We start from the raw sequence: 22,074 nt of genomic DNA on the forward strand, positions 1-22,074 counted from the left end.
GTGCAAGGTCAATAGTTTGGCAGTTAGTCAATTCCGAAAAGTTATAGACGGGATATTGACGTCAAAAGCGTCACGAGATCATCGACATAGTTCCGCCTGAAGTGGCCTGCAAGTGCCGCTCTGGCAGGGAAGTACCCATCGGGTCACACGGAGAGTCCAATGAGCAGCGTTGTAGCCATCGTCAAAAGTATTGTCGGCCAGGTTATTGCGGTTTCCCCAGAAGGCATCCGGCGTGTTCTGATCGAAGGGGACCGCCTGCTGTCCGGTGAGGAAGTGCTCACCGGACCAGGGGGGGCAGTTACTTTGGAGCTGGCCGATGGCCGCTTGCTTGACCTGGGTCGAGACAGCCAGTGGAGCGCTGATGCGCCAGACAGCAGCACCGACTTGAGCCAGGCTACCGCACAAGCCGCGCCGTCGGTGGAAGAGCTGCAACAGGCGATCGCTGCTGGTGTCGACCCGACTACCGAGCTTGAAGCGACTGCGGCTGGCCCATCGTCGGCGGGCGGCGGCGGCGCACTGGGCGGTGGCCACAGCTTTGTCATGCTCGAAGAAACCGCGGGCCGGGTCGACCCTACCGTCGGCTTCCCGACTGACGGGCTGGGCTTTGCTGCCGTGCTCGATGGCGAAGAGGTTGGCGTGCTGGATACCACCAGCAACAACCAGGTGACCACACCGACGACAGACACCAACGTTGCTACCGACCTGGCTCTTGGCGCTACCCCTTCCATCAGCGAAGCGGGCGGCGTAATTGTTTATACCGCTACGGTTGGCCAGGCGCCGACCACCAACTTGGTGATCACCCTGTCAAACGGGGCCGTAATTGTCATTCCGGCCGGGCAAACCTCGGGTAGCGTCAACGTCGTGGTTCCGGCAGGCGATACCCCGTATATCGACGGCGGCCAGATTTCGGCGACCGTAACGGGCACAACCGGGGGCGGTGGATTGACGGTAACCGTACCGCAAACACCAGCGGTTACCCAGGTTACCGATACCATCGACACTACCACTGCGACCCTGACGGCCACTCCGTCGGTGACCGAAGGCGGGGTGATCACCTACACCGTGACCTTGAGCAATCCGGCTCAGACCCCGGTGACCGTGACCCTGTCCAACGGCCAGACCATCACCGTCGAAGCGGGCAAGACCCAGGGCAGCGTCGACTTCGAAACGCCAGCGAACGACGTTTACAGCAACGGCTCGACCGTCAGCGTGACCATCGAAAGCGCCACCGGCGGCAACTTCGAGCAGCTGACGCCGAACCCGACCCCGGCCCAGACCACGATCAACGACTCGGTCGACACCACCACCGCCACCCTGTCGGCCACTCCGTCGGTGACCGAAGGCGGGGTGATCACCTACACCGTGACCCTGAGCAATCCGGCACAGACTCCGGTGACCGTGACCCTGTCCAACGGCCAGACCATCACCGTCGAAGCTGGCAAGACCCAGGGCAGCGTCGACTTCGAAACGCCAGCGAACGACGTCTACAACAACGGTTCGACCGTCAGCACCACGATTACCGGTGCGACCGGTGGCAACTTCGAGCAGCTGACGCCGAACCCGACCCCGGCCCAGACCACGATCAACGACTCGGTCGACACCACCACCGCCACCCTGACGGCCACTCCATCGGTGACTGAAGGCGGCGTCATCACCTACACCGTGACCCTGAGCAATCCGGCACAGACTCCGGTGACCGTAACCCTGTCCAACGGCCAGACCATCACCGTCGAAGCGGGCAAGACCCAGGGCAGCGTCGACTTCGAAACGCCAGCCAACGACGTCTACAACAACGGCTCGACCGTCAGCGTGACCATCGAAAGCGCCACCGGCGGCAACTTCGAGCAGCTGACGCCGAACCCGACCCCGGCCCAGACCACGATCAACGACTCGGTCGACACCACCACCGCCACCCTGTCGGCCACTCCGTCGGTGACCGAGGGCGGGGTGATCACCTACACCGTGACCCTGAGCAATCCGGCTCAGACCCCGGTGACCGTGACCCTGTCCAACGGCCAGACCATCACCGTCGAAGCCGGCAAGACCCAGGGCAGTGTCGATTTCCAGACCCCGGTCAACGATGTCTACAACAACGGTTCGACCGTCAGCACCACGATTACCGGTGCGACCGGCGGCAACTTCGAGCAGCTGACGCCGAACCCGACCCCGGCCCAGACCACGATCAACGACTCGGTCGACACCACCACCGCCACCTTGACGGCGACCCCGTCGGTGACCGAAGGCGGCGTCATCACCTACACCGTGACGTTGAGCAATCCGGCACAGACTCCGGTGACCGTCACCCTGTCCAACGGTCAGACCATCACCGTCGAAGCGGGCAAGACCCAGGGCAGCGTCGATTTCGAGACGCCAGCCAACGATGTCTACAACAACGGTTCGACCGTCAGCACCACGATTACCGGTGCGACCGGTGGCAACTTCGAGCAACTGACGCCGAACCCGACCCCGGCCCAGACCACGATCAACGACTCGGTCGACACCACCACCGCCACCCTGACGGCCACTCCATCGGTGACTGAAGGCGGCGTCATCACCTACACCGTGACGCTGAGCAACCCAGCCCAGACTCCGGTGACCGTAACCCTGTCCAACGGCCAGACCATCACCGTCGAAGCCGGCAAGACCCAGGGCAGCGTCGACTTCGAAACGCCAGCGAACGACGTCTACAACAACGGCTCGACCGTCAGCACCACGATTACCGGTGCGACCGGCGGCAACTTCGAGCAGCTGACGCCGAACCCGACGCCGGCCCAGACCACGATCAACGACTCGGTCGACACCACCACCGCCACCCTGACGGCCACTCCGTCGGTGACCGAAGGCGGGGTGATCACCTACACCGTGACCCTGAGCAATCCGGCCCAGACCCCGGTGACCGTAACCCTGTCCAACGGTCAGACCATCACCGTCGAAGCGGGCAAGACCCAGGGTAGCGTGGACTTCGAGACCCCGGCCAACGATGTCTACAACAACGGCTCGACCGTCAGCGTAACCATCGAAAGCGCCACCGGCGGCAACTTCGAGCAACTGACGCCGAACCCGACCCCGGCTCAGACCACGATCAACGACTCGGTCGACACCACCACCGCCACCTTGACGGCCACTCCGTCGGTGACCGAAGGCGGGGTGATCACCTACACCGTGACCCTGAGCAATCCGGCACAGACTCCGGTGACCGTGACCCTGTCCAACGGCCAGACCATCACCGTCGAAGCTGGCAAGACCCAGGGCAGCGTCGACTTCGAAACGCCAGCGAACGACGTCTACAACAACGGTTCGACCGTCAGCACCACGATTACCGGTGCGACCGGTGGCAACTTCGAGCAGCTGACGCCGAACCCGACCCCGGCCCAGACCACGATCAACGACTCGGTCGACAACACCACCGCCACCCTGACGGCCACTCCATCGGTGACCGAAGGCGGCGTCATCACCTACACCGTGACGCTGAGCAACCCAGCCCAGACTCCGGTGACCGTAACCCTGTCCAACGGCCAGACCATCACCGTCGAAGCCGGCAAGACCCAGGGCAGCGTGGACTTCGAGACCCCGGCCAACGATGTCTACAACAACGGCTCGACCGTCAGCACCACGATTACCGGTGCGACCGGCGGCAACTTCGAGCAACTGACGCCGAACCCGACCCCGGCCCAGACCACGATCAACGACTCGGTCGACACCACCACCGCCACCCTGACGGCCACTCCATCGGTGACTGAAGGCGGCGTCATCACCTACACCGTGACGCTGAGCAACCCAGCCCAGACTCCGGTGACCGTAACCCTGTCCAACGGTCAGACCATCACCGTCGAAGCCGGCAAGACCCAGGGCAGCGTCGACTTCGAAACGCCAGCGAACGACGTCTACAACAACGGCTCGACCGTCAGCACCACGATTACCGGTGCGACCGGCGGCAACTTCGAGCAACTGACGCCGAACCCGACGCCGGCCCAGACCACGATCAACGACTCGGTCGACAACACCACCGCCACCCTGACGGCCACTCCATCGGTGACCGAAGGCGGGGTGATCACCTACACCGTGACCCTGAGCAATCCGGCACAGACTCCGGTGACCGTAACCCTGTCCAACGGCCAGACCATCACCGTCGAAGCTGGCAAGACCCAGGGCAGCGTCGACTTCGAAACGCCAGCGAACGACGTCTACAACAACGGTTCGACCGTCAGCACCACGATTACCGGTGCGACCGGTGGCAACTTCGAGCAGCTGACGCCGAACCCGACCCCGGCCCAGACCACGATCAACGACTCGGTCGACACCACCACCGCCACCCTGACGGCCACTCCATCGGTGACCGAAGGCGGGGTGATCACCTACACCGTGACCCTGAGCAACCCGGCCCAGACCCCGGTGACTGTGACTCTGTCCAACGGTCAGACCATCACCGTCGAAGCGGGCAAGACCCAGGGCAGCGTGGACTTCGAGACCCCGGCCAACGATGTCTACAACAACGGCTCGACCGTCAGCACCACGATTACCGGTGCGACCGGCGGCAACTTCGAGCAACTGACGCCGAACCCGACCCCGGCCCAGACCACGATCAACGACTCGGTCGACAACACCACCGCCACCCTGACGGCCACTCCATCGGTGACCGAAGGCGGGGTGATCACCTACACCGTGACCCTGAGCAACCCGGCCCAGACCCCGGTGACTGTGACTCTGTCCAACGGTCAGACCATCACCGTCGAAGCGGGCAAGACCCAGGGCAGCGTGGACTTCGAGACCCCGGCCAACGATGTCTACAACAACGGCTCGACCGTCAGCACCACGATTACCGGTGCGACCGGCGGCAACTTCGAGCAACTGACGCCGAACCCGACCCCGGCCCAGACCACGATCAACGACTCGGTCGACAACACCACCGCCACCCTGACGGCCACTCCATCAGTGACCGAAGGCGGGGTGATCACCTACACCGTGACGCTGAGCAACCCAGCCCAGACTCCGGTGACCGTAACCCTGTCCAACGGCCAGACCATCACCGTCGAAGCTGGCAAGACCCAGGGCAGCGTCGACTTCGAAACGCCAGCGAACGACGTCTACAACAACGGTTCGACCGTCAGCACCACGATTACCGGTGCGACCGGTGGCAACTTCGAGCAGCTGACGCCGAACCCGACCCCGGCCCAGACCACGATCAACGACTCGGTCGACAACACCACCGCCACCCTGACGGCCACTCCATCGGTGACCGAAGGCGGGGTGATCACCTACACCGTGACCCTGAGCAACCCGGCCCAGACCCCGGTGACTGTGACTCTGTCCAACGGCCAGACCATCACCGTCGAAGCTGGCAAGACCCAGGGCAGCGTCGACTTCGAAACGCCAGCGAACGACGTCTACAACAACGGTTCGACCGTCAGCACCACGATTACCGGTGCGACCGGTGGCAACTTCGAACAGCTGACGCCAGACCCGACGCCAGCATCGACTGTCATCAATGACAGTATCGATACCGTCACCGTGAGCATTGTCAGCAATGGCAATGTGACAGAGGACCAGCAGCCGTCCTTTACTGTGAAGGTAAGCCAGGCACTGGACCGTCCGTTGACGGTTACCTTGTCGAACGGCGATACCGTGACCATCGGGGCCGGCAAGACCGAAGTGGAATACAAGACTGCGGCCCAAGGCGATGACGTAATCCAGGATGCCGGCTCTGTCACGCTCAGCGTGACGGATGCCACCGTTTCGGGCGCCACCTTCGAGAAGCTGGCGTTCGGAGGCCCGGCTACCGTTGAAATCTCGGATACCATCAGTGAGGTCGTCGCCAAACTGACCGCTACCGAGTCCGTAAGCGAAGGTGGCGAAATTACCTACACCGTCACGCTGACCAGCAAGGATGGACTGCCGCTCAACATCCAATCACCGCTGTATTTCACCCTCAGCGATGGCAAGACCGTTATTGAGGTACCGGCCAACAGCACAACTGGTTCGATTACCGTTGCCGCGCCGGACAACGTCTACATGGGCGCCAATCTGCCGGTGGTCAATGCGATCGATTCGGTTAGCGGTGCGGATGTATGGAAGTTCGAGAAACTGACCTTGGACAAAACCGAGGTCAGTACCACCGTGACTGATGAATCCGGCACCCCTGGCTCTGGTGGCGATCTTGTGTTGGTAAGCATCGAGGCCGACCAAGCGTCGGTTCTCGAGAACCAGAACCCGACATTTACCGTGAAGATCAACACCGCGCTGGCGCATGATCTTGTCGTTACCCTGAGCAACGATGCCCAGGTCACGATCAAGGCGGGGGAGACCAGTGCGCAGTACACCCACGCCGTACAGGGAGACGACGTTTATCAGGACGCCGGCACTATCAGTCTCGGCCTCAAGTCAGCGACCGATACTGCAGGCAGTACCTTCGAGAACCTGCAGTTTGGCGGCGCCGCGTCGGTGGAAGTGACTGACACCATCAACGAAGTGGTGGCCAAGCTGACGGCTACCGATACCGTTACCGAAGGTGGCGAAATTACCTATACCGTCACGCTGACCAGCGAAGACGGCCTGCCGATCAACAACCACTCGCCGCTCTACTTCACCCTCAGCGACGGCAAGACCGTTGTCATGGTGCCAGCTAACAGCAACACCGGCTCTATCACCGTTACCGCGCCTAATGATGTCTATGTAGGCGCTCAGCCTGTAGTAAACGCGATCGACTCGGTCAGCGGTGCAGATGCCTGGAAGTTTGAAAAGCTGACCCTGGACAAAACGGAAGTCAGCACGACGGTTACCGATGGCCCAGGCTCCGAGGACATTACCTGCCTGACGCTCTCTGCTACGCCTACAGTGGCCGAAGGTGGCGCTATCACCTACACCGCCACGTTGACCAACAAGGCCGGCACTGACCTGGTCATCAAACTGAGCAACGGCGAAACCATCACCATCGCGGCTGGCCAGAAGGAAGCTTCGATCATCGTCGACGCCCCAGGCGACGATGTGTACATCGATGCCAAAGACCTCAGCGTGACCATCACCGATGCCACGGGTGGTAATTTCGAAAAACTGGATGTCAGCAGCAAGGCGGCTGTAACGAAAGTCACCGATACCATCGACACCACCACCGTGACCTTGACCGCCACGCAGAGCGTGGTCGAGGGCGGCGTGGTGACCTACACCGCATCGGTCAACCACAAGGTCACTGGCTCGGATCTGGTGGTGAAACTGGCCAACGGCCAGACCATTACCATTCCGGTGGGTGAGTCGTCGGCGTCGGTACCGTTCACCGCGCCAGACAATGCCTACAACACCAACCTGGACCTGACCAACAAGATCACTGACATCTCGGGCGGCAATTACGAAAAGACCGTAGCAGTTGGCGAGCCAGTGACGACCGTGACCGACGGACCAGGCACGAAGGACATTACCCACCTTACCCTGAGCGCGACCCCTACGGTTGCCGAGGGTGGCAAGATCACTTACACCGCGACTTTGACCAACAAGGCCGGCACCGATCTAGTGATCAAGCTGAGCAATGGCGAGACCATCACCATTGCCGCAGGCTCGAAGGAAGCTTCGGTCACCGTCGATGCTCCAGGCGATGATGTCTACATCGATGCTGAAGTGCTTCAGGTCAAAGTGACCGAAACCTCGGGTGGTGACTTCGAGAAGCTGAATGTAAACAGCGGCGCAGCCGTGACCAAGGTGACCGATACCATCGACACCACGACTGTCACTCTGACCGCGACCTCGACCGTCGCTGAAGGTGGCGTGGTCACTTACACCGCGTCGGTCAACCACAAGGTCACCGGTTCCGACCTGGTGGTGAAACTGGCCAACGGTCAGACCATCACCATCCCGGTGGGCGAGTCGTCTGCATCGGTACCGTTCACTGCACCGAACAACGCACTCAATACCAATCTGGACTTGAGCAACAAGATCACCAGCATCTCGGGTGGTAATTACGAGAAAACCGTGGCCGTTGGTGAGCCGGTGACCACTGTCACCGACAACCCGGCGACCCCGGATGTCACCACGCTTACGCTGAGCGCGACGGATACCGTGGCCGAAGGCGGCAAGATTACGTATACCGCTACGCTGACCAACCCGGCGGGTACTACGCTTACCGTAAAGCTGAGCAACGGCGAGACCATCACCATCGCGGCGGGTCAGAAAGAAGGGTCGATTACCATCGACGCGCCGAGCGACGATGTGTACATCGATGCGGGTACCGTTCAGGCCAATATCGATAGCACCAGCGGCGGTGACTTCGAGAAATTGGACGTCAGCAGCACTGCGGCCGTGACCAAGGTTACCGACACCATCGACACCACCACCGTCACTCTGACCGCGACCTCGACCGTTGCTGAAGGTGGCGTGGTGACCTACACCGCGTCGGTCAACCACAAGGTCACCGGCTCGGATCTGGTGGTGAAACTGGCCAACGGTCAGACCATCACCATTCCGGTAGGCGAGTCGTCTGCTTCGGTACCGTTCACCGCCCCGAACAACGTCCACAACACCAACCTGGATCTGACCAACAAGATCACCAATATCTCGGGTGGCAACTACGAGAAGACCGTGGCGGTTGGCGAGCCAGTGACCACCGTCACCGACAACCCGGCGACTCCGGACGTCACCACGCTCACCCTGACCGCGACGGACACCGTCGCCGAAGGCGGCAAGATCACCTACACCGCGACCTTGACCAACAAGGCCGGTACCGACCTGGTGATCAAGCTGAGCAACGGTGAAACCATCACCATCGCGGCCGGTTCGAAGGAAGCGTCGATCACCGTCGATGCCCCAGGCGACGACGTGTACCTCGATGCCGAAAACCTGAGCGTGACCGTTACCGGCACCACCGGTGGTGACTTCGAGAAGCTGGACGTCAGCAGTACTGCGGCCGTGACCAAGGTTACCGACACCATCGACACCACCACCGTCACTCTGACCGCGACCTCGACCGTTGCTGAAGGTGGCGTGGTGACCTACACCGCGTCGGTCAACCACAAGGTCACCGGCTCGGATCTGGTGGTGAAACTGGCCAACGGTCAGACCATCACCATCCCGGTGGGCGAGTCGTCTGCTTCGGTGCCGTTCACCGCCCCGAACAACGTCCACAACACCAACCTGGACTTGACCAACAAGATCACCAATATCTCGGGTGGCAACTACGAGAAGACCGTGGCGGTTGGCGAGCCAGTGACCACCGTCACCGACAACCCGGCGACTCCGGACGTCACAACGCTTACGCTGACCGCGACGGACACCGTCGCCGAAGGCGGCAAGATCACCTACACCGCGACCTTGACCAACAAGGCCGGTACCGACCTGGTGATCAAGCTGAGCAACGGTGAAACCATCACCATCGCGGCCGGTTCGAAGGAAGCGTCGATCACCGTCGATGCCCCAGGCGACGACGTGTACCTCGATGCCGAAAACCTGAGCGTGACCGTTACCGGCACCACCGGTGGTGACTTCGAGAAGCTGGACGTCAGCAGTACTGCGGCCGTGACCAAGGTTACCGACACCATCGACACCACCACCGTCACTCTGACCGCGACCTCGACCGTTGCTGAAGGTGGCGTGGTGACCTACACCGCGTCGGTCAACCACAAGGTCACCGGCTCGGATCTGGTGGTGAAACTGGCCAACGGTCAGACCATCACCATCCCGGTGGGCGAGTCGTCTGCTTCGGTGCCGTTCACCGCCCCGAACAACGTCCACAACACCAACCTGGACTTGACCAACAAGATCACCAATATCTCGGGTGGCAACTACGAGAAGACCGTGGCGGTTGGCGAGCCAGTGACCACCGTCACCGACAACCCGGCGACTCCGGACGTCACAACGCTTACGCTGACCGCGACGGACACCGTCGCCGAAGGCGGCAAGATCACCTACACCGCGACCTTGACCAACAAGGCCGGTACCGACCTGGTGATCAAGCTGAGCAACGGTGAAACCATCACCATCGCCGCCGGTTCGAAGGAAGCGTCGATCACCGTCGATGCCCCAGGCGACGACGTGTACCTCGATGCCGAAAACCTGAGCGTGACCGTTACCGGCACCACCGGTGGTGACTTTGAGAAATTGGACGTCAGCAGCACTGCAGCTGTGACCAAGGTGACCGATACCATCGACACCACGACTGTCACTCTGACCGCGACCTCGACCGTTGCTGAAGGTGGCGTGGTGACCTACACCGCGTCGGTCAACCACAAGGTCACCGGCTCGGATCTGGTGGTGAAACTGGCCAACGGCCAGACCATCACCATTCCGGTAGGCGAGTCGTCTGCTTCGGTACCGTTCACCGCCCCGAACAACGTCCACAACACCAACCTGGACTTGACCAACAAGATCACCAATATCTCGGGTGGCAACTACGAGAAGACCGTGGCGGTTGGCGAGCCAGTGACCACCGTCACCGACAACCCGGCGACTCCGGACGTCACCACGCTCACCCTGACCGCGACGGACACCGTGGCAGAAGGCGGCAAGATCACCTACACCGCGACCTTGACCAACAAGGCCGGTACCGACCTGGTGATCAAGCTGAGCAACGGTGAAACCATCACCATCGCGGCCGGTTCGAAGGAAGCGTCGATCACCGTCGATGCCCCAGGCGACGACGTGTACCTCGATGCCGAAAACCTGAGCGTGACCGTTACCGGCACCACCGGTGGTGACTTCGAGAAGCTGGACGTCAGCAGTACTGCGGCCGTGACCAAGGTGACCGATACCATCGACACCACCACCGTCACTCTGACCGCGACCTCGACCGTTGCTGAAGGTGGCGTGGTGACCTACACCGCGTCGGTCAACCACAAGGTCACCGGCTCGGATCTGGTGGTGAAACTGGCCAACGGCCAGACCATCACCATTCCGGTAGGCGAGTCGTCTGCTTCGGTACCGTTCACCGCCCCGAACAACGTCCACAACACCAACCTGGACTTGACCAACAAGATCACCAATATCTCGGGTGGCAACTACGAGAAGACCGTGGCGGTTGGCGAGCCAGTGACCACCGTCACCGACAACCCGGCGACTCCGGACGTCACCACGCTCACCCTGACCGCGACGGACACCGTGGCAGAAGGCGGCAAGATCACCTACACCGCGACCTTGACCAACAAGGCCGGTACCGACCTGGTGATCAAGCTGAGCAACGGTGAAACCATCACCATCGCGGCCGGTTCGAAGGAAGCGTCGATCACCGTCGATGCCCCAGGCGACGACGTGTACCTCGATGCCGAAAACCTGAGCGTGACCGTTACCGGCACCACCGGTGGTGACTTCGAGAAGCTGGACGTCAGCAGTACTGCGGCCGTGACCAAGGTGACCGATACCATCGACACCACCACCGTCACTCTGACCGCGACCTCGACCGTTGCTGAAGGTGGCGTGGTGACCTACACCGCGTCGGTCAACCACAAGGTCACCGGCTCGGATCTGGTGGTGAAACTGGCCAACGGCCAGACCATCACCATTCCGGTAGGCGAGTCGTCTGCTTCGGTACCGTTCACCGCCCCGAACAACGTCCACAACACCAACCTGGACTTGACCAACAAGATCACCAATATCTCGGGTGGCAACTACGAGAAGACCGTGGCGGTTGGCGAGCCAGTGACCACCGTCACCGACAACCCGGCGACTCCGGACGTCACCACGCTCACCCTGACCGCGACGGACACCGTGGCAGAAGGCGGCAAGATCACCTACACCGCGACCTTGACCAACAAGGCCGGTACCGACCTGGTGATCAAGCTGAGCAACGGTGAAACCATCACCATCGCGGCCGGTTCGAAGGAAGCGTCGATCACCGTCGATGCCCCAGGCGACGACGTGTACCTCGATGCCGAAAACCTGAGCGTGACCGTTACCGGCACCACCGGTGGTGACTTCGAGAAGCTGAACGTCAGCAGCACTGCAGCTGTGACCAAAGTTACCGACACCCTCGATAGCACCGGTCTGACCCTGACTGCCACTCCTACCGTCCAGGAAGGTGGCCAGATAACCTACACCGCCGCCTTGACCAACAAGGCCGGCACCGACATGACCATCAAGCTCAGCAATGGTGCCGTCATCAGCATCGAAGCGGGCAAGCTCTCCGGTAGCGTTACCGTTCCGGCGCCGACCGATGACGTCTATATCGATGCAGGCAACGTTTCGGCGAAGATCACCGAAACCAGCGGTGGCAACTTCGAGAAACTGAACGTCAGCGATACGGCGGCGGTCACTGCGGTGACGGATACCATCCAGACCACCACCCTGAGCATCAGCGGCACCGCCGCGGTTGCTGAAGGTGGCGATGCCACGTACGTGCTGAACCTGACCAACAAGGCCGAGACCGACGTCACCGTCAAACTGACCTACACCGGCACCGCGGCCGATGGCACTGACTACACCGGCGTGGCCACCGTGGTAATCAAGGCCAACAGCACGCAGGCAACGTTCACCATCCCGACCTTCAAGGACAGCGCCACCGAGGGCACCGAGCACTTCACGGTCAAGATCGATTCGGCCACCGGTGGCAACTTCGAGAAGCTCGACATCAGCTCCAGCGCCGGCAGCGTGACCACCCAGATCTTCGAGCCGGCCCCGGTTCTGGACCTGGATGGCAACGACTCCAGCGGCAAGACCGGTGCCGACTACCAGACCACCTTCACCGAGAACCAGCCGGGCAGTGGTGTGTCGATCGGTGATGTGGACGTCACCATCACCGACTTCGACAGCTCGAAGCTGACTGGCGCGACGGTCACCCTGACCAACCGCCAGCCGGGTGACGCGCTGAACCTGGGTAACAGTGTCAACGGCATCACGATCAACGCCAACAGTACCGACGGCAAGGTAGTCCTGACTCTGAGCGGCGCTGCATCGCTGGCCGACTATATCCAGGCGATCAAGAACATCACCTTCATAAACAGCAGCGAGAACCCGAGCACCACGCCTCGCATCATCACCGTGACGGTGACCGACGGCGTGAATACCTCGAACACCGCCACGACCACGGTGAATGTGATCGCAGTCAACGACGCACCGGTTGCCGCCGGCGGCGTCGTCACTGGCGTCGAAGACACGCCGCTGGTGCTGACCTGGAAGGACTTCAACATTTCCGACGTCGACAGTGCCCTGTCGAGCCTGGGTGTGACCTTCACCCAGCTGCCAGCAGGTTCCCTGCAGCTGTTCAACGGCACCGCCTGGGTCAACGTCGCCCAGAACCAGACCGTCAGCCAGGCCGACATCGCTGCCGGCAACCTGCGGTTCGTGCCGAAACCCAACGAGTCGGGTATCGACGGATATGGCGGAACGGGCGTCGGCAACAAGCAGGCCGACTATGCCCAGATCAAGTACAAGCCTACCGACGGTACCGCTGCTGGTAACGAGGCCACGCTGAAGGTCGATATTACGCCTGTAGCCGACAAGCCTGGCCTGAACATCGGCAGCAATACCCCAGATTCGCTTGGCCTGACCAAGGAAACCTGGAACAGCCTCACGGGCCTGGGCACCAACGGCAACGGCATTAGCGGTACTGCGCTGAAGAACGTGTTCGCCAACTCTGGCAGTGCCAGCAAGACCGAGCAGGTTGCCAGCGCCGACTCGGGCGGCAGCGTTGCCGCCGGCACTGGCTCCAAGACCTCCGGCCTTATCTACCTGGAAGCCGGCCAGACCTACACCTTCAGCGGCACAGCCGATGACAGCCTGCAGGTCTACATCGGCAAAACCAGCGTGGTCGGCGCCACTTGGGGGGCGGGCGGTACGATCTCCGGCAGCTTCTCGCCGCCTGTCAGCGGCTACTACACCCTCGAGATCTACCATGCCAACCAGTCCGGCCCGGGCAGCCTGGATATCAACGTCAAGGTCGGCAACGGCCCGGTGACCGACCTGAGCAGCTCGGCCATCCCGATGTACCCGAACGTTGCGGCGATGGGTAACGCCGGGCTTTCCGTATCCGATTTCCATGGCAGTGACGGCCAAGGTTACTACGACGGCTACAAGCTCAACGAAGGGCCGGAGAACGGCACCGTCAAGCTGGTTGGCATTTCCACCAACCTGACCGACACCGATGGCTCCGAGAGCCTGAGCGTCAAGCTGGACGGCATTCCGGCAGGTTCGGTGATCAGCGATGGCGCCGGCCATACCGTAACCGTCGGCGCCACTTCGGTTGACGTCACCGGCTGGAACCTCAACGGCCTGAGCATCAAGCCACCGGCGTACTACCAGGGCAGTTTCGATGTGAAGGTCACCTCGACCGCTACCGAAAGCGTGGGTGGCAGCAAAGCCTCCACCGAAGGTACGATCAAGGTAACCGTTTATCCGGACACCTACACCGCCAGCAACCTGACCACCGACAGCGACAGTTTCACCGGCACCGCCACCAGTGACATCATCGTTGCAGACATCAGTGGCTTGCACGTGACGCCGGGCCAGGACTACAACATTGCGTTCATCGTCGATACCTCAGGCAGCATGGGCAGCGCTGTCGATGCCGCGCGCAACTCGCTGAAGTCGGTGTTCGATACCTTGGCCAACAGCGTCAAGGGCGCGCAGTCCGGCACAGTGAACATCCTGCTGGTGGACTTCTCCACCCAAGTGAACAGTACGGTTTCGGTCAACCTGGGCGACAAGAACGCGCTGAGCTCGCTCTACACTGCGCTCAATACGCTTTATTCCAGCGGCTCGACCAACTACGAGGATGCCTTCAAGACCACCGCCAACTGGTTCAAGCAATTGATGGACGCGGGTAACACCGGCAGCCGTCAGACGTTCTTCATCACCGACGGTCAGCCGAACGTGTACCAGGCTGGCGAACGTGAGGGCACCTTCAGGAACATCGGCACCACGGTGGATTCCGTGCTCAAGTCGATCGGCTACAAGTTGGGCGACGTGGTCACCAACAAGATGGTGGGCAGCGACAACCGCTTCAGCATCGATGCCAAAGGCAACATGACCGCTGAGTACTACAACAAAGGATGGCGTAACGACAGTGGTGCATCCGGGCAGCTGCACGCCCAAGGTGATGGCACCTTCGAGTTCTCTTACGCCGAAAGCGGTTACTACTCTGTGGACTACAACTCGCAACAGAGCTTCTTGTTGCTGTCCAACCTGTCTGGCGTGGAAGCCATCGGCCTGAACAGTGCAGTCAATGTCAACGACCTGAAGCCTTACGACACCGATAGCAAGCCGCAGACCAATATCGACCCGAGCAAACTGGCGGAAGCGATCCTGGGCCACACCGAAGCCACCGTGCCAGGCAATGACACCGTCAACGGTGGTGACGGCAACGACATCATCTTCGGTGACCTGGTGAGCTTCGGTTCGGTCGCCGGCAACGGTGTCGAAGCCATACAGGGATATGTCGCAGGCCAGCTGGGTGTGGCCCTGGGTGATGTCGACGGTCGCGTGCTGCACAAGTACATCGTCGAGCACGTAAGCGAATTCGATGTCTCGCGCAGTAACGATGGCAACGACATTCTCAACGGTGGCGCGGGCAATGATCTTCTGTTCGGCCAAGGCGGCGACGACACTCTCGACGGTGGCAAGGGCAATGACATCCTGATCGGTGGCTTGGGCAAGGACACTCTGCTCGGCGGTGAAGGCAATGACATCCTGCTTGGCGGCAAGGGCGATGACACCATGACCGGTGGCAGCGGTGCCGACACCTTCGTATGGAAGGCTGGCGATACCGGCAAAGACGTGATCAAAGACTTCAAGGTGGCCGAAGGCGACCGTATCGACCTGAAGGACCTGCTCCAGGGAGAGAAGGGCAGCACCATCGACAACTACCTGAAGCTCACCACGGTGGAAGGCACGACGACGCTGCAGGTCAGCAGCGAAGGCAAGCTCAACGCCGCCGGTGGTATCGCCAACGCCGACGTGACCATCAAGCTGGAAGGGGTGAACTGGTCCAACACCACAATCAACTCGTTGATCAGCGGTGCTGACCCGACCATCATCATCCACAACAAGGACAGCTGATTGCTGATGCGCTAGCGGGCTGCTCTGCAGCCCGATCGCCGGCAAGCCAGCGATTGGCCGCTCAGCGGCCATGGCACTTTCCTGACATCCTGCGACAGCGCATACTCTGGCGCCGGGCCTGCGTGCCCGGTGATCTTTGCCTATGCTGCTGTCTACCACCAAGGAACCAATGTGACGAGGGACACTGCCATGTTCTACGTGCAACGCGACGACGCTGGCCAGTTGCTGCGGGTAGAAGCAGCCGCTTTTGACGAGTTCACCGAAATACTCCCCGCCGACCATGCCGATATCCAGGAATGGTTTGCCAATGACGATGTGGAAAACAGCCTCAACCAGCTCAAGCAAAGCGACCTCGACATGATCCGCGTGCTCGAGGACCTGATCGATGTGCTGACCGCCAAGGGTGTGTTCAAGATCACCGACCTGCCCGCTGGTGCGCAGGCCAAGCTGCTCAACCGTTCTAAAGCGCGCAAGGCGCTCAGCAGCCTGAACAACCTCATCGATGAAGAAGAGCAGAGCGGGTTGATCTGATTCGTACTGCCCGTGACAGCAGTGCTATGGTTATTCTTTATCGGTATTTAAAATAATTTTCTTATGACTATATAGTCGCCTCCACTGCGTACCCGTCGACCAATCGATGCGCCGCACGACTTGAACCCACACGGGAAATCCCCGTGCGTTTCTGATCGTTGCGCGCCGTTGAAGTCGCGCACTGCGTGGGAGTGAATAATGTCAGCCGCCTCGAACGCCTTGTCGATCACCGACAGCGCCCAGCCGCAACACTTCGAAATCCGCCCCTTCTCCGGTGCCGTAGGCGCCGAGATCATCGGCCTGGACTTGGCCAGACCGGTCAACGCCGAGGATTTCGCCCGTATCCATCGCGCCCACCTCGATCACCATGTGCTGGTGTTCCGCGACCAGCGCATCAGCCCCGACCAGCAAATCGCCTTCAGCCGCCGTTTTGGCCCATTGCAGATCCATGTGCTCAAGCAGTTCCTGCTCGCCGGCCACCCCGAGATCCTGATCGTTTCCAACATCATTGAAAACGGCCAGAACATCGGCCTGGGTGATGCCGGCAAGTTCTGGCATTCGGACCTGTCATACAAGGAACTGCCCAGCCTCGGCTCCATGCTGCATGCCCAGGAACTGCCCGACCAGGGCGGCGATACTCTGTTTGCCGACATGCACAAGGCCTGGGACGCCGTACCCGCAGCCCTGCGCAAGGTGATCGAGGGCCGTGATGCTGCGCACTCCTACACCGCCCGCTATGCCGAGACCAAATTCGAAGGCAACTGGCGCCCGACTCTGACCGCCGAGCAGCTGGCGCAGGTACAGGAAGTCATCCACCCGGTGGTGCGTACCCACCCGGAGAACGGCCGCAAGGCGCTGTTCGTCAGCGAAGGCTTCACCACTCGTATCGTCGGCCTGCCAAGCGACGAAAGCCGCGATGTGCTGCAACAGCTGTATGCCCTGAGCGTGCTGGAGCAGAACATCTACCGCCACCAGTGGCAGCCCCACGACCTGGTGTTCTGGGACAACCGCTCGCTGATCCACCTGGCAACCGGCTGCCCCGCACATCTGCGACGCAAGCTGTATCGCACCACCATCCAGGGCGATGCCCCGTTCTGACGACTGAGGAAACCCACCATGCGTAAATCCATCAGCCGCCTGGCGGCAAGCATCGGCTTGGGCGCAAGCCTGGTCGTAGGCAGCCTGGCGGCCCCCGCCGCGGCGCAAGCAGAAGGCAAGATTCGCATCGCCGAACAGTTCGGCATCGTGTATCTGCTGCTGAACGTAGTGCGTGACCAGCATCTGATCGAAAAACATGGCAAGGAGCAGGGCATCGACATCGAAGTCGATTGGGCTCAGCTGTCGGGTGGCTCGGCCATCAACGATGCACTGCTGTCCGGTTCGGTGGACATTGCCGGTGCCGGTGTTGGCCCATTGTTGACCGTGTGGGACCGCACCAAGGGCCGACAGAACGTCAAGGCCGTGGCCTCGCTGGGCAACTTCCCGTACTACCTGGTCAGCAGCAACCCCAACGTGAAGACCATTGCCGACCTCTCCGACAAGGACCGCATCGCCGTGCCGGCGGTAGGCGTTTCGGTGCAGTCGCGCTTCCTGCAGTATGCCGCTGCCCAGCAATGGGGCGACAAGGAATACAACCGCCTCGACAAGTACACCTTGGCCGTGCCGCACCCGGATGCCACTGCCGCGCTGCTGGCCGGCGGCACCGAACTTAACGGGCACTTCTCCAACCCGCCGTTCCAGGACCAGGTATTGGCCAACAAGAACGTGCACGTGGTGCTCAACAGCTACGACCTGCTCGGCCCCAACTCGCCGACCTTGCTGTTTGCCACCGAGAAATTCCGCAAGGACAACCCCAAGACCTACAAGGCCTTCGTCGATGCGCTGTCCGAAGCCGCGGACTTCGCCCAGAAGGACAAGGCAGCCGCCGCCGACACCTACATCCGCGTGACCAAGGCGAAGATCGATCGCGACACGCTGATCAAGCTGATCGACAACCCGCAGTACGAATTCACGGTCACGCCAAAAAACACCTACAAGCTGGCCGACTTCCTCTATCGGGTAGGCGCCATCAAGCACAAGCCGGAGTCGTGGAAGGACTACTTCTTCCAGGATGAACGGCCGCTGCAGGGGAGCTGACCGATCATGACCGCCCCATTGCCAGGCCACACGGCCAGCAACCTGAGCCGTGTCGCAACGCCACCTTTGCTCAAGGTGGATAACCTCAGCCTCGAATACCGCACCGCGCAACGCGTGGTGCGGGCCACCCACCAGGTCAGCTTCGAAGTCGACCGTGCCGACCGCTTCGTGCTGCTCGGCCCTTCCGGCTGCGGCAAGTCCACCTTGCTCAAGGCCGTGGCCGGGTTCATCTCGCCCCAGGAGGGGCAGATACTGCTGCAAGGTCAGCCAGTCAGCGGCCCTGGCCCCGACCGCATCGTGGTGTTCCAGGAGTTCGACCAGCTGCCGCCATGGAAGACGGTGAAACAGAACGTCATGTTCCCTCTGCTGGTGTCGGGCCAGCTGAAACGCGCCGAGGCCGAGGAGCGGGCACTGCACTACCTGGACAAAGTCGGCCTGGCCGCCTTCGCCGATGCTTACCCGCACACCCTGTCGGGGGGTATGAAGGCGCGCGTGGCGATCGCCCGTGCCCTGGCCACGCAGCCGAAGATCCTGCTGATGGACGAACCGTTCGCAGCACTTGATGCGCTGACCCGGCGCAAGATGCAGGAAGAACTGCTGCTGCTGTGGGAGGAGGTGCGTTTTACCCTGCTGTTCGTTACCCACTCCATCGAAGAGGCTCTGGTGGTCGGCAACCGCATCTTGCTGTTGTCCCCCCACCCGGGGCGGGTGCGTGCCGAAGTGCACAGCCACCAGTACGACCTGGGCAGCCTGGGTGGTAGCGAATTCCAGGCCAGTGCCCGACGCATCCATCGTTTGCTGTTCGATGAGGTGGGTGCCCCCGAACAGCCCGACGATCTTGGTTTCAACGATATCCGTATCGCCTACTGACAGGAGCTTCAGCCATGACCACTACACCTGTACGCCAGGAATACGAGGTGCAGCTGGAGCCTTTGCTCAGTGTGCCTGTGGAGCGCAACCTGCCGCTGGCACAGCGCCTGTGGCAGCACGGCTGGTTGCGCAAGGCGGTCATCCTGCTGGTGATCGCCGTGCTGTGGGAGGCCATTGCCCGCTACCAGGGCAACGATCTGTTGCTACCGACCTTCCTGCAGACGGCCACGGCGCTGTGGGACGGCATGGTCAGCGGTGAGTTGCCGGCCAAGGTTGGCGTGTCGCTGGTGATTCTGCTCAAGGGTTACCTGCTGGGGATCATTCTGGCCTTTGGCCTCACCAGCCTGGCGGTGTCGACCCAGCTTGGGCGCGATCTGTTGGGCACCCTGACCTCGATGTTCAACCCGTTGCCGGCGATTGCCTTGTTGCCGCTAGCCCTGCTGTGGTTCGGGCTGGGCGACAACAGCCTGATCTTCGTGCTGGTGCACTCGGTGCTATGGGCGCTGGCGCTGAATACCTATGCGGGCTTTCTTGGGGTGTCGGAAACCTTGCGCATGGCCGGGCGCAATTACGGCCTGAAGGGGCTGCGGCTGGTGCTGCATATCCTTGTCCCTGCGGCGCTGCCGTCGATCCTGTCGGGGCTGAAGATCGGCTGGGCATTTGCCTGGCGAACCCTCATCGCTGCCGAGTTGGTGTTCGGGGCCAGCAGTGGCAAAGGCGGGTTGGGCTGGTACATCTTCCAGAACCGCAACGAGCTGTACACCGACAAGGTGTTTGCCGGGTTGGCGGTGGTGATCCTGATCGGCTTGCTGGTGGAAGGGCTGGTGTTCAATACCCTGGAGCGGCTGACGGTACGGCGCTGGGGAATGCAGCGTTGACCTGCACTGGCCTCATCGCCGGCAAGCCAGCTCCCGCAGGAAAGCCACAGCTTTCAAGGCTTGTGCATTACCTGTGGGAGATGGCTTGCCGGCGATAGGGCCGGTACAGGCTAAAAATTCTGGTACTGCGCCGCCGCATTGCTCAGGATCTTGCCGATCTCCTCCCGCAAGCCGCCCGGCTGCTCCACCACCACCCCATCGCCATGGCTCAACAGCCACCAGCGCAGTGGCCAGCCGTCACTTACCGTGGCCTGCAACCGATGCCCGTGCTCCAACGCCGTCAGCTGCATGTCGCTACTCAACGGCGCAACCCGCAACTGCCGCGCCAGCGTATCGCTGATCCGCGCCACCAACTCCACCCCCTCACCCCGAGCCGATTGCAGCGCATCGCCGCGCAGGTGCGTCAACAAGTCGAAATTGCCGCGCAAGTCGCCCACTGCGCTCGCCGACCAGTGCCAGCCAAACGGGATGCTCTTGTCATTGCGCTCCAGCGGAAATATCAGCGACAGCTCGTTGAGATCACGCTCGACAGTGCGTTTGCTGACAGTGAAGCCCACGTCACGCAGGCGCCAGAGCAGTTCGGCGCTGGTAATGCCTGGGGAACGGCTGGGCAGCTGGCGCAGCAGCGCCCACTGCCGACTGAGGGTGGCGCGAGTGGTGGCGAACGGCAAAAGATAACGTCCTTGTCTAGGCTTGCCGCAATAGGATGGCGGCAGGCGTGGGTCATGGCAATTGGCCACAGCCTGCTCAGATCAAGGAAGTCGCATTTGGTTGCCTGGTGCCGAATCGTTCGCGACAGGTTTTGACGTTACGTCACGCAGAATCACGCCTCATCACAGCCGAAGGTTGGGGTTGTGTGTCGTTCAATGAGGATGAACATGTCTGCTGCCAGCAATATCCATTCGCTGCTTGCCCGCCTTCTGCCCGAGCGGGTCATTGCCCCGCCGGCCGCTGTCGGGAGGCGACAGCGACTGTTTGCCGGGATAGGGTTGCCCAGCCAACGCTCGCTGCTTGTCACCCGTCTGGACGAAGCCAGCGACTTGCAGGCGGTGTACGTCGACCTGCGCCGCCAGGCCTTGCAAGGCAACGTGGCGGCGCTCAACGACCTTGGCTGGATCTGGCTCAACGGCAAATACTGGCGTGCTGACACCGTGTTGGCCGGCCACCTGTTGCGCATGGCGGCCCTGCAAGGCAATGCCGCGGCGTGGTTCAACCTAGGGCAGCAACATTACTTCGGCAAAGGTATCGACCCCTCCTATGTACAGGCGGCGGAGTGCTACCGGCAGGCATTCGAGCGGGGCATGTTGCATGCTGCTGCCGCGCTGGGTGACCTGTACGAGGAAGAGGTGTGTGATGGCGGCCTGCAATGGCAAGTCGACCTGATACAGGCTTACCAGTGGTTCCTGCGCGGGGCTGAGCAGGGCGAAGCACGCTGCCGTTTCGAGGTGGGTTACCGGTTGATGCACGGGCTGTACGTGGAGGCTGATTTAAAGGCCGCGCTGTACTGGCTTGAGCTGGCGGCAGCTGCGGGGGTGGTGCAGGCGGCAGAAGAGCTGGCGGTGCACTTCAGCAGCCGTGACGAGGGCCGCTACCAGGAGTGGCGTGACCGGGCGGTGCAGATGGGCAGCACACTGGCCTTGACCATGAAGCTGGAAGACCAGATACAGCCCTGAATGCGCTGCTGCTTGTCCGGGCC

The 22,074-nt window shown here is 61.6% G+C and carries 8 protein-coding genes; 7 read left to right on the plus strand and 1 reads right to left on the minus strand.

The genetic code is table 11. The features are described from left to right. The first annotated feature begins 159 nt into the window (after positions 1 to 159). The 6 genes from V3314_RS04365 to V3314_RS04390 all read left to right on the plus strand — a co-directional run bounded on the left by V3314_RS04365 (position 160) and on the right by V3314_RS04390 (position 20,378). A complete protein-coding gene (locus V3314_RS04365) occupies positions 160 to 15,963 on the plus strand; it encodes a retention module-containing protein (RefSeq protein WP_338459949.1) in 15,804 nt (5,267 codons plus the stop codon). A gap of 189 nt (positions 15,964 to 16,152) precedes the next feature. Beyond that, the gene (locus tag V3314_RS04370) at positions 16,153 to 16,494 is read left to right on the plus strand and encodes a hypothetical protein (protein ID WP_046616445.1); all 342 of its coding nucleotides are present in this window, start codon (positions 16,153 to 16,155) and stop codon (positions 16,492 to 16,494) included. 198 nt (positions 16,495 to 16,692) lie between these two features. Next, a complete protein-coding gene (locus tag V3314_RS04375; RefSeq protein ID WP_046616444.1) occupies positions 16,693 to 17,592 on the plus strand; it encodes a TauD/TfdA family dioxygenase in 900 nt (299 codons plus the stop codon). A gap of 18 nt (positions 17,593 to 17,610) precedes the next feature. Further along, complete coding sequence (locus tag V3314_RS04380; protein ID WP_338459950.1) at positions 17,611 to 18,630, plus strand: ABC transporter substrate-binding protein; 1,020 nt, start codon at positions 17,611 to 17,613, stop codon at positions 18,628 to 18,630. Positions 18,631 to 18,636: 6 nt separating this feature from the next. Beyond that, entirely contained in the window at positions 18,637 to 19,500 is an 864-nt protein-coding gene (locus V3314_RS04385) for an ABC transporter ATP-binding protein (RefSeq protein ID WP_135002988.1), read from the plus strand. A gap of 14 nt (positions 19,501 to 19,514) precedes the next feature. After that, positions 19,515 to 20,378, plus strand: coding sequence for an ABC transporter permease (locus V3314_RS04390; RefSeq protein ID WP_015268522.1), 864 nt, complete (start codon positions 19,515 to 19,517; stop codon positions 20,376 to 20,378). Positions 20,379 to 20,488: 110 nt separating this feature from the next. Here the strand turns inward: V3314_RS04390 and V3314_RS04395 are convergent, their stop codons facing one another. Continuing rightward, the gene (locus V3314_RS04395; RefSeq protein ID WP_338459951.1) at positions 20,489 to 21,049 is read right to left on the minus strand and encodes a WYL domain-containing protein; all 561 of its coding nucleotides are present in this window, start codon (positions 21,047 to 21,049) and stop codon (positions 20,489 to 20,491) included. A gap of 207 nt (positions 21,050 to 21,256) precedes the next feature. Between V3314_RS04395 and V3314_RS04400 the strand changes: the two genes are divergently transcribed. Next, positions 21,257 to 22,051 carry a tetratricopeptide repeat protein gene (locus tag V3314_RS04400; protein ID WP_046616440.1) on the plus strand — a complete coding sequence of 265 codons (795 nt, stop codon included), beginning with the start codon at positions 21,257 to 21,259 and terminating at the stop codon, positions 22,049 to 22,051. Positions 22,052 to 22,074: the final 23 nt, after the last annotated feature.

The organism is Pseudomonas sp. TE3-3-F2023 (assembly GCF_036784815.1).
Classification (GTDB): domain Bacteria; phylum Pseudomonadota; class Gammaproteobacteria; order Pseudomonadales; family Pseudomonadaceae; genus Aquipseudomonas; species Aquipseudomonas pudica.